The sequence below is a fragment of the Mesorhizobium sanjuanii genome (assembly GCF_002529485.1).
GTDB lineage: Bacteria > Pseudomonadota > Alphaproteobacteria > Rhizobiales > Rhizobiaceae > Mesorhizobium > Mesorhizobium sanjuanii.
Genome location: NZ_NWQG01000087.1, coordinates 1 through 9,956 on the forward strand (window position 1 = coordinate 1; position 9,956 = coordinate 9,956).

General features: G+C 63.7%; 9 protein-coding genes and 1 tRNA gene. 5 read left to right on the forward strand and 5 right to left on the reverse strand.

Annotation, left to right across the window (positions count from 1 at the left end; all coding sequences use genetic code 11):
- From CN311_RS14945 to CN311_RS14955, 3 genes are all read left to right on the forward strand, one after another.
- Positions 1-777: type 2 periplasmic-binding domain-containing protein (locus CN311_RS14945; RefSeq protein ID WP_133117180.1), on the forward strand; the 777-nt coding region annotated here is incomplete at its 5' end.
- Positions 778-873: 96 nt separating this feature from the next.
- Entirely contained in the window at positions 874-2,367 is a 1,494-nt protein-coding gene (glpK, locus tag CN311_RS14950; RefSeq protein WP_097574565.1) for a glycerol kinase GlpK, read from the forward strand.
- Positions 2,368-2,401: 34 nt separating this feature from the next.
- Positions 2,402-2,875: a DUF6882 domain-containing protein gene (locus CN311_RS14955; RefSeq protein WP_097574566.1), complete on the forward strand. Its 474-nt coding sequence runs from the start codon at positions 2,402-2,404 to the stop codon at positions 2,873-2,875.
- A 93-nt stretch (positions 2,876-2,968) separates the two neighbouring features.
- Here the strand turns inward: CN311_RS14955 and CN311_RS14960 are convergent, their stop codons facing one another.
- Complete coding sequence (locus tag CN311_RS14960; protein ID WP_097574567.1) at positions 2,969-3,445, reverse strand: BA14K family protein; 477 nt, start codon at positions 3,443-3,445, stop codon at positions 2,969-2,971.
- Positions 3,446-3,747: 302 nt separating this feature from the next.
- Between CN311_RS14960 and CN311_RS14965 the strand changes: the two genes are divergently transcribed.
- Positions 3,748-3,823, forward strand: a tRNA-Lys gene (locus CN311_RS14965).
- A gap of 430 nt (positions 3,824-4,253) precedes the next feature.
- On the opposite strand, the gene dprA is transcribed toward CN311_RS14965, so the two are convergent.
- From dprA to CN311_RS14990, 4 genes are read right to left on the reverse strand one after another with little or no spacing between them, the layout of a single operon-like run.
- Positions 4,254-5,480, reverse strand: coding sequence for a DNA-processing protein DprA (dprA, locus tag CN311_RS14975; protein WP_245440833.1), 1,227 nt, complete (start codon positions 5,478-5,480; stop codon positions 4,254-4,256).
- On the reverse strand, positions 5,477-6,064 hold the full coding sequence (gene plsY / locus CN311_RS14980) for a glycerol-3-phosphate 1-O-acyltransferase PlsY (RefSeq protein ID WP_097574569.1): 588 nt from the start codon (positions 6,062-6,064) through the stop codon (positions 5,477-5,479). The genes dprA and plsY overlap by 4 nt, the downstream gene beginning before the upstream one ends.
- Before the next feature lie 55 nt (positions 6,065-6,119).
- On the reverse strand, positions 6,120-7,406 hold the full coding sequence (locus CN311_RS14985) for a dihydroorotase (RefSeq protein ID WP_097574570.1): 1,287 nt from the start codon (positions 7,404-7,406) through the stop codon (positions 6,120-6,122).
- On the reverse strand, positions 7,403-8,383 hold the full coding sequence (locus CN311_RS14990) for an aspartate carbamoyltransferase catalytic subunit (RefSeq protein ID WP_097574571.1): 981 nt from the start codon (positions 8,381-8,383) through the stop codon (positions 7,403-7,405). Before CN311_RS14990 ends, CN311_RS14985 begins: the two co-directional genes overlap by 4 nt.
- A gap of 175 nt (positions 8,384-8,558) precedes the next feature.
- Between CN311_RS14990 and CN311_RS14995 the strand changes: the two genes are divergently transcribed.
- Positions 8,559-9,956, forward strand: a 1,398-nt coding sequence (locus CN311_RS14995) for a DNA alkylation response protein (RefSeq protein ID WP_097574572.1), incomplete at its 3' end; no start/stop codon positions are given.

Consider the following 9,956-nt stretch of genomic DNA (forward strand, 5'->3'; position numbering starts at 1 on the left):
GCCTACGCACCGGCCGAGGCCCAAGGCATGACCTTCTCCGAATCCGGTCCGGTGCCGGCGCAAGGGTCGGTCGCCCAGCAGATGTTCTGGTACACCGCCTTTACTGCCTCCATGGTCGACGCCGGCGCCAAGGCGGTGCTGAACGACGATGGCACGCCGAAATGGCGCATGGCGCCGTCGCCGCACGGTGTCTACTGGAAGGACGGCATGAAGCTCGGCTATCAGGACGTCGGTTCCTGGACGCTGATGAAGTCGACGCCGGACGACCGCGCCAAGGCCGCCTGGCTCTACGCGCAGTTCGTCACCTCGAAGACCGTCGACGTGAAGAAGAGCCATGTCGGCCTGACCTTCATCCGCGAAAGCACGATCCACGACAAGAGCTTCACCGAACGGGCTCCGAAACTCGGCGGCTTGGTCGAGTTCTACCGCTCGCCGGCGCGCGTCCAGTGGTCGCCGACCGGCACCAATGTGCCTGACTATCCGAAGCTGGCACAGCTCTGGTGGCAGGCGATCGGCGATGCCTCATCGGGCGCCAAGACGGCGCAGGAGGCGATGGACTCGCTCTGCTCCGAGCAAGAAAAGGTCATGGAGCGCTTGGAAAAGGCAGGCGTCCAGGGCGATATCGGCCCGAAGATGGCCGAAGAGCATGACCTCGCCTATTGGAACGCCGACGCCGTCAAGAAAGGCAATCTCGCTCCCCAGCTGAAGATCGAGAACGAGAAGGAAAAGCCGATCACCATCAACTACGACGAACTGGTGAAGAGCTGGCAGAAGTAATTTTGGTGCTGGCGGACACGCCGGCATCGCGTAAATCGGGGGAGGCGGCATCTTGCCGTCTCCCCTGTTTGTGTAAAAGACTACCCGGGAGGGACTATGACCGGATACATCCTAGCGATCGATCAGGGCACCACATCGAGCCGGGCGATCCTGTTCGACGACAAGATGAAAATTGCCGGCAGTGGGCAGCAGGAATTCACCCAGCATTATCCGGCCTCTGGCTGGGTCGAGCACGACCCGGAGGAAATCTGGGGAAGCGTCCTCGTAACGGTGAAGGCCGCGCTCGAGAATGCCGGCCGCGAGGCTTCCGATGTCGCCGCCATCGGCATCACCAACCAGCGCGAGACCGTCGTCATCTGGGAGAGGGCGACCGGCAAGCCGATCCACAACGCCATCGTGTGGCAGGACCGCCGCACCGCGCCGCTGTGCCAGAAGCTGAAGAAGCAGGGCCTGGAGAAGACATTCACGAAAAAGACCGGGCTGCTGCTCGATCCTTATTTCTCGGGCACCAAGATTGCCTGGATGCTGGACAAGGTGAAAGGTGCCAGGAAACGCGCCGAGAAGGGTGAGTTGCTGGCCGGCACCATCGACAGTTTCCTGATCTGGCGGCTGACCAGCGGCAAGGTTCATGCCACCGATGCCACCAACGCCTCACGCACGCTGGTCTACAACATCGAGAAAAACGCCTGGGACGACGAACTGCTTTCCATCCTGCGTATCCCGGCCGCGATGCTGCCTGACGTCAGGGATTGCTCCGATGATTATGGAATCACGGAGAAAAGTCTGTTTGGCGCAGAGATCAGAATTCTCGGCGTGGCGGGCGACCAGCACGCGGCGACCATCGGCCAAGCCTGTTTCGAGGCGGGCATGATGAAATCCACCTACGGCACCGGCTGTTTTGCATTGCTCAACACCGGCGGCGATCTGGTGCGCTCGAAGAACCGGCTTTTGACGACCATTGCCTATCGGCTGAACGGCAAGACCACCTATGCGCTGGAAGGCTCGATCTTCATCGCGGGTGCGGCCGTGCAGTGGCTGCGCGACGGCATCAAGGTGATCGGCAAGGCCGAGCAGAGCGGTGTCCTGGCGGCGTCAGCCGATCCGACACAAAATGTCTATCTGGTGCCGGCCTTTGTCGGGCTCGGCGCGCCGCATTGGGACGCCGATGCGCGCGGCGCCATCTTCGGGCTGACCCGCAATTCAGGCCCGGCGGAATTTGCCCGCGCCGCACTTGAATCAGTCGCTTTCCAGACCCGCGACCTGCTTGACGCGATGCGCAAGGACTGGAGGGGCGCTTCAGCCAAAACCGTGCTTCGTGTCGACGGCGGCATGGTGGCGTCGGACTGGACCATGCAGCGACTGGCCGACATTCTCGACGCGCCAGTCGACCGTCCGACCATTCTCGAGACGACGGCACTGGGTGCGGCGTGGCTGGCCGGCTCGAAGGCGGGTGTGTGGCCGAAGGCAAAAGAGTTCGCCAGGAGCTGGGCGCTTGACCGGCGCTTCAAGCCGGATATGGATGCTTCGATACGTTCCGCCAAACTGGCGGGCTGGCGCGACGCTGTGCGCAGGACTCTTAGCGTGCAATAAGCAGCGATCGGGTGGTGAGTGGCGGTTGAGGGGAATGGATACAGGCTGGTATTCTGCTTGGCGCGACGAGGCTTTCGATCAGCTTGACGCCAAGAATATGCGCTTAGAGAATGATTTCCGCCTCGGCCATTGGGCTCGTTACGACTACGACCTCACGGATGGAAAGCTTCGGTTCTCGGAGGACGGCGTGATCAAGGTTGTCGCCGACATCCAGATAGCGGGCACTACGAGCGCAAAGGCTGGCAATTGGCGTTGGGGTTGGGCAGATTCAAACGTACCTACCCAAATCATTAGCGACGCAAAGCTCGCTCGATCCTTCGGAGAACTGAGCGGCCTTGACGAACTTACTCAGGCGTTTGTGACGGACACGGACGACGTGGAAGCGCTCGGTTGGGGACTGACCGCCGTAATGGTTCGAATTTGCGACGCCCTCGGTGCCTACCGTTGTCCGCGTAGTGAAGGCGGAGGCTTATATCTGACCATCAAGACCATCGACTGGGCTAGCTGAACGGGGAATCCCTTCCTGCGTACCAGATCAACGAGAAAGCCCGTGCCAATGGAGGCACGGGCTCTCAGCGACGCTGTTACTGACTGGCAGCCGTCAGTAGGGCGAATAGCACTGCTGGCGCGGACCGTTATAAGGCTGGAAAGTATTGTCCGATGCACGGTAGGACCGGTAGCGGTCATAGCACCACTGCACATGGGCATCGCCCCGATAGACGCGGTTCTGGTTGTTAACGATCGCGCCGGTGATCAGCGCGCCAGTGGCGAAGGCAGCCAGCGGGAACCAGTAGTCGCCATGACGGCGATAGCCGCGACGCCATTCGCGCGAACCGCGATGACCGCGCCAATACATCCCGTCGTTACGGGCAAAGTTGCGACGCGAAAAATCTCGGCGGGAGAAATTGCGGTTGAGGTGCCGCTTCCGCCAAGGCTCATACTGGACGGACTGGACGTTTGACGAAAGCCCCTGGCTCAGTGGCGCATAGGTCGGCTGCGCGTTGACCGGCACGATCTCCGCGGCAGCGAACGAAAGCGAGAGAGTGGTCGCCAGCAGACCCGACATGATCTTGTTCATGATCTTTCTCCTTGAAGGGTGGTTGACGTCCCTTGTGGCGAGGAAACGGGCAGGGCGTGCAATTGTTCCGCGAAAAATAGCAAGCCGCTGATTTGTAATGTTTCTCTCGCTTGGCCGCTGCGCTGATGGCCAGCCTTTCGCTCGCCTGTCGAATACTGTCTAGCGCCTGCCGGCTCGGTGGCGCGAGGCGCTCCGGCACCGCGAAAAATCCTGGCTTTCGCTTTGTCTTTTTCCGGTTGACCCGTTGCGGCACTCTCCCTATGTTCCGCGCAATTTCGAGGGCGGCATATCTGGGCCCGCGGGAGCGCGTAGCTCAGCCGGTAGAGCAACTGACTTTTAATCAGTAGGTCTCGGGTTCGAACCCCGACGCGCTCACCAACAAAAACAGGGTCGGTTCCGGACAGATGCTCGGAATTGAGTCTTCCGCGATCACACCATAACAAGTCTCGCGAACTTGGCTTTTATACGCAGGCGGCGGACCTGGTTCCGCCTGGCCGGCGCCCATTAGGCAATCTACCCCAACGCCCCCAAGTGGCGCCGGCCATTCTTTTCCCGACAAGAGCGACAACAGTTGCACTGAGCTCCGCGCCAGCGAGCCAAGCCGACGGCACCGACAGGCGCTCGGCCCAAGCCAACGCATCAGGCGGCGCCTGTCGGAAATTCTCCTTCGTTTGAGCGATGCAGGAACAAAGCCCGGTCCCTAAGTTCGAGGGCATATATTAGCAGGTGCTTTTATGAGATTTTTGCCCGTCCAAGAGCCGACCAGCACATGGGCCGTCTTTGATACGACAGTGGATGTGCCTGCAGATTACGCCGGTATTTGCCTTATCGGTTTGACGCGGGCCCGAGCGGAGTGGTTTGCGGCAAGAGCCAATCGAGATGCGTCGGCGAGCATTTTCACGGGGGATCTCGATCGGACCAGCGATACGTTCCCGCCTGCATGCCGTTCCAGCCGGCCGGCAAGGTCGAGTTCCAGCAACACCATGAAAACCTGGGCCGGATGCAGGCCGGTGTGACGGATGATCTCGTCGACCGCCACCGGCGTCGGGCCGAGCGCCTCGATGACACGGGCGCGGTCGTCCTCGCCGGGCGGCGGCGTCACCGAGAAATCGGGCGGCTCCTCGAGCGGCGCCCTCGGCATCTGCGTGCCGACCAGCGGTGCGATCGCGCTGGAAATGTCCGATGCCTCGGTGACGAGGGTGGCGCCGTCCTTGAGCAGGCCGTTGGTGCCGGCGGCGCGCGGATCGAGCGGCGAGCCGGGGACGGCGAAGACCAGCCGGCCCATCTCGCCAGCAAGCCTGGCGCTGATCAGCGAGCCGGAGCGTTGCGCGGCCTCGACCACGACAAGTCCCAGGGCAGCGCCGGCGACAAGGCGGTTGCGGCGCGGAAAATCCTGGGCGCGCGGCTGCCAGCCGAACGGCATTTCCGAGATGATTGCGCCGCCGCGCTCGGCAATCTCGTCGCACAGGCCGGCATTCTCGGGCGGGTAGGGCATATCGAGGCCGCCGGCCAACACACCGATCGTGCCGGTCGCAAGGCTGCCCTGATGGGCCGCGGTATCGATGCCGCGCGCCAGGCCGGAGACGATGCCATAGCCGTCGCGGCCTAGTTCGGCGGCGAGCGTCCGCGCCATCTTGATGCCGGCCAGCGACGCATTGCGGGCGCCGACGATGGCGATTGCCGGCAAGCGCAACACCGCGCCTTCGCCCCTGACCGCGAGCAGCGGCGGCGGATGATCCATGCTCTTCAGCAGCGGCGGGTAGTCGGCCTCGCCGATGCCGACGAAGCGGGCGCCGGCCCGACGGGCGGTTTCCAGTTCGGCTTCGGCCTCGGCGACTGACGGGATGCGGGCGATGCGGCTGGCGCCGCCCGAGATCATCAGTTCGGGCAGGATTTCAAGGGCTGCTTCGGCCGAACCGAAGCGGTTGATCAGATCGCGAAAGGTCGCCGGGCCGACATTCGGCGTTCGTATCAAGCGAAGCCAGCTCAGCCGCTGCCGGTCGCTGAGGCGCGGCCCGGCGGAACGCTGGCTCATCCCTTGGCCCCGATCTTGCCCTCGGTGCCGGCCAGCAGCCGCTCGATATTCGCCCGGTGCTTTATGATGACGATCAGGCTCATCAATACGAACAGTCCGGCAACCTGCGGTGTGCTGAGGAAATAGAGCGCGATCGGTACGATGATCGCAGCCGTCAGCGCCGCCAGCGAGGAGTAGCGGGCCAGGAACGCAACCGCCAGCCAGACGACGGCAAAGATCAGCGCCACCTGCCAGGCAAGGGCAATCAGCACGCCGAGATAGGTAGCCACGCCCTTGCCGCCCTTGAAGCCGAGCCAGATCGGAAAGAGATGGCCAAGGAAAGCGCCAAGTCCGGCCCAAAGCCCAAGCTCCGGAGCAAAGCGGCCGGCGATCAGCACAGCGGCCGTACCCTTCAGCGCGTCGAGCAGCAGCGTGGCGGCGGCGAGCCCCTTGTTGCCGGTCCTGAGCACATTGGTGGCGCCGATATTACCGGAGCCGATCTTGCGCACGTCGCCAAGGCCGGCGGCACGGGTGATCAGCAGCCCGAACGGAATCGAGCCGAGCAGGTAGCCGAACAAAAGTGCCAAGACCGGACCGTAAGCCATTGTTCCCTCTCGCGTTTCTCAAGTCAATCGGATTGCGAGCGCTGCGTCCAGCCGACTATGCCGAAAATACTGTGCGTCCCGCCACCATGGTTTGCAAGACCTTGCCCTGCAGCCGCGCGCCTTCGAAACAGGTGTTTTTCGAGCGCGAGCGAATGCCGCCTTCGCTGACGATCCATGGCTCGTCCAGATCGACCAGCGCGAGATCGGCCAACGCGCTCGGCTTCAGCGTTCCGCCGGGCAGGCCAAAGAGCTTCGCCGGGGCGGTGGATAGCACCTCGACCAGCCGCAGCAGCGGCACGTCTCCATTGTGATAGAGCCGGAGTGCCGCACCCAGCAGCGTTTCCAGCCCGATGGCGCCAGCCGCCGCATCGGCGAAGGGCAGGCGCTTGGTGTCGACGTCCTGCGGGTCGTGCGAGGAGACGATGATGTCGATGGTGCCGTCCTTGACCGCCTCGATCATCGCCAGCCGGTCTTCCTCGGCGCGCAGCGGCGGCGTCAGCCGGAAGAAGGTGCGGTACTCCCCGACATCGTTCTCGTTGAGCGACAGATTGTGGACCGACACACCTGCCGTGACATTGGCGCCGTCGGCCTTGGCGCGCGTGACCGCTGCCGCCGCCATCGCCGTCGAGATCTTGGCCGCGTGATAGGCGCCGCCGGTCAGCCGCGCCAGCGCCAGGTCGCGTTCCAGCGGAATGGACTCAGCCTCGCGCGGAATGCCGGCAAGGCCGAGCCAGCTGGCATAGAGGCCTTCATTCATGACGCCGGTAGAAGCGAGGTCGGCATCCTGGGTTTCATGGGCGATGACGCCACCGAAATCGCGCGCATAGGTCAGCGCGCGGCGCATGACCAGCGCGCTTGATATGGTGTGGCGACCGTCGGTGAAGGCGACCGCGCCGGCTTCGAGGAGTAGGCCGAACTCGGTCATCTCGCGGCCTTCAAGCCCCTTGGTGATCGCCGCCGCCGGAAAGATGTTGACGCTGGCAGTATCCTTGGCGGTGCGCAGCACGAATTCGACCAGCGCGACATTGTCGATCACCGGGTCGGTATCGGGCATCATGACGAGCGAGGTTACGCCGCCGGCTGCCGCCGCCACGCTGGCCGAGGCAATTGTTTCGCGGTGTTCGCCACCGGGTTCGCCGATGAAGACGCGTGCGTCGATCAGGCCGGGAATAACCGCCTTGCCTGCGCCATCGATGATCGTGGCGCCTTCAGGAGCGCCGTGATTGAGCGCGTCCCTGCCGGCGGCGACGATCTTGCGGCCTTCGACGATGACTGCGCCGACCTCGTCGATGCCGCGCGACGGGTCGATGATGCGAACCTTGTCGAAGACCGTGGTGCTCATGCGCCGCGGCCCTCTTGGTTTCGCCCCTCTTGGTTTCGACGCGGGTCGAGCAGTGCCTCCATGACTGCCATGCGCACGGCCACGCCCATCTCCACCTGTTCCTGGATGACGCTCTGCGGGCCGTCGGCGATTTCCGAAGCGATTTCGACGCCGCGGTTCATCGGGCCCGGATGCATCACCAGCGCGTCGCCCTTGGCAGCTTTCAACTTCTCGGCATCGAGGCCGAAATAGCGGAAATATTCGCGCACCGAAGGCACGAAGGCACCCTCCATGCGCTCTCGCTGCAAGCGCAGCATCATCACCACGTCGGCGTCTTTAAGCCCCTCGGCCATCGAGCGGCAGACGATCACGCCCATTTTCTCGATGCCGGCGGGCAGAAGCGTCGACGGTGCCACGACGCGGACTTGGGCGCCGAGCGCGTTGAGCAGCATGATGTTGGAGCGCGCCACGCGCGAATGCAGGATATCGCCACAGATCGCCACGATCAGCTTCGACAGCGGACCTTTGGCGCGGCGGATGGTCAGCGCGTCGAGCAGCGCCTGCGTCGGGTGCTCATGGGCACCATCGCCGGCATTGACCACCGAACAGCCAACCTTCTGCGCCAGAAGTGCTGCAGCACCCGCCGACTGGTGGCGGATGATCAGTATGTCGGGGCGCATGGCGTTCAGCGTCATCGCCGTGTCGATCAGGGTCTCGCCCTTCTTCACCGAGGAGCTCGCCACCGACATGTTCATGACATCGGCGCCGAGCCGCTTTCCGGCCAGTTCGAACGAGGATTGCGTGCGGGTCGAAGCTTCGTAGAAGAGGTTGATCTGGGTGCGGCCGCGCAGCGTCGAAGTCTTCTTCTCCGGCTGCCGGGAGATCGCCACCGCCCGGTCGGCTCGGTCGAGCAAAAGCTCGATGTCGGCGGGGGAAAGATCGCGGATGCCCAGAAGATGGCGGTGAGGATAAAGCGGCAGGGACGAAGCGTCGGTCATCTCAAGGCGCTGCTATAGGGCTCAGATTTTGCAGCCGCAAGCACCAGCTTTGGATTGCGGCCTTTCTCCCCGGTTTTTCGTCGCGCGCGCAGCAACGCTTGGGCTATAACCGCCAGCGGGTTGGGATTCGTAGCCTTCAGATAACTTCTTAGCCTTCAGACAACAGGGACAGTTCGTGACCGACGACGTGATCAACCAGCCGCCGCCGCTGACGGGCGGCAATGCGTGGCGAGGCGATCCGTTGCTGATCCAGCTTGCCGAGCGCTTTTCCGATCCGGTGCGCAAGGATCTCGACGGGCTTGGCCGTTTCGTGCTGACGCAGGAGGCGCAGGAACTGGCCCGTCTTGCCAATGTCGAGACACCGAAACTCAGGACCCATGACCGGCAAGGCCGGCGTATCGATCAGGTCGAGTTCCACCCCGCCTACCATGCGTTGATGCGCCGGTCGGTGGCCAACGGCCTGCATTCCTCGGTCTGGGAAAATGGCGATGCCGAAGTCGGGCGCCGCCATCAGGTGCGCGCCGCCCGATTCTACCTGACGGCCGAGCTCGAAACCGGGCATCTCTGTCCCATCACCATGACCAGCGCATCGCTGGCGGCGCTGATGGCCAGCCCGAAGCTGTTTCGCGAATGGGCGCCCAGGGTGACGACGCGCAAATACGACCAGAGCCAAAAGCCTCCGGTCGAAAAGACCGGGCTGACGCTCGGCATGGGCATGACCGAGAAGCAGGGCGGCACGGATGTGCGCGCCAACACCACCAGGGCCGAGCGCGCCGGCAGCGGTTTCTATCGGCTCACCGGCCACAAATGGTTCATGTCGGCGCCAATGTCGGATGCCTTCCTGGTGCTCGGCCAGGCGCCGGAAGGGCTTTCGTGCTTTCTTGTTCCGCGGATTCTTGGCGATGGATCGGGCAACGGTTTCCGCTTCCAGCGGTTGAAGGACAAGCTCGGCAACCGTTCCAACGCCTCGTCCGAAGTGGAATTCGTGAATGCCATTGGCGAAATGGTCGGCGAACCCGGCGCGGGCGTAAAGACGATCATGGACATGGTGACGCTGACCCGACTCGATTGCGCCGTCGCTTCGTCGGCGATCATGCGTGCCGGGCTGGCCGAAGCCGTGCACCACACACGTCACCGCCAGGTGTTCGGCGCCAATTTGATCGAGCAGCAGCTGATGCAGCGCGTGCTGGCCGACATGGCGCTCGACGTCGCTGCCGCCACCGCGCTGTCGTTTCGGCTGGCGCGTTCCTTCGACGAGGCGGCCAGCGACCGCGGCGAAGCGGCTTTCGCCCGCGCCATGACCCCGGTCGTCAAATACTGGGTCTGCAAGATAGCGCCGCCGCTGCTCTACGAGGCGATGGAATGCCTTGGCGGCAATGGCTATGTCGAGGAAGCGCCGCTTGCCCGTTATTACCGCGAGGCGCCGGTCAATGCGATCTGGGAGGGTTCCGGCAATGTGATGGCGCTCGACGTGCTGCGTGTGCTCGGCCGGGCGCCCGGCCTGTTCGACGAGGTGCTGAGCGGCATCGACCGCGATCTCGGCGCCGGCGGGCGTGGCACCGTCGGCGTACTC

Excerpts from the sequence above, each read along its gene's own strand:
- glpK (WP_097574565.1), top strand. The coding sequence starts at position 874 with ATGACCGGATACATCCTAGCGATCGATCAGGGCACCACATCGAGCCGG.
- CN311_RS14955 (WP_097574566.1), top strand. The coding sequence starts at position 2,402 with ATGGATACAGGCTGGTATTCTGCTTGGCGCGACGAGGCTTTCGATCAG.
- CN311_RS14960 (WP_097574567.1), bottom strand. The coding sequence starts at position 3,445 with ATGAACAAGATCATGTCGGGTCTGCTGGCGACCACTCTCTCGCTTTCG.
- dprA (WP_245440833.1), bottom strand. The coding sequence starts at position 5,480 with ATGAGCCAGCGTTCCGCCGGGCCGCGCCTCAGCGACCGGCAGCGGCTG.
- plsY (WP_097574569.1), bottom strand. The coding sequence starts at position 6,064 with ATGGCTTACGGTCCGGTCTTGGCACTTTTGTTCGGCTACCTGCTCGGC.
- CN311_RS14985 (WP_097574570.1), bottom strand. The coding sequence starts at position 7,406 with ATGAGCACCACGGTCTTCGACAAGGTTCGCATCATCGACCCGTCGCGC.
- CN311_RS14990 (WP_097574571.1), bottom strand. The coding sequence starts at position 8,383 with ATGACCGACGCTTCGTCCCTGCCGCTTTATCCTCACCGCCATCTTCTG.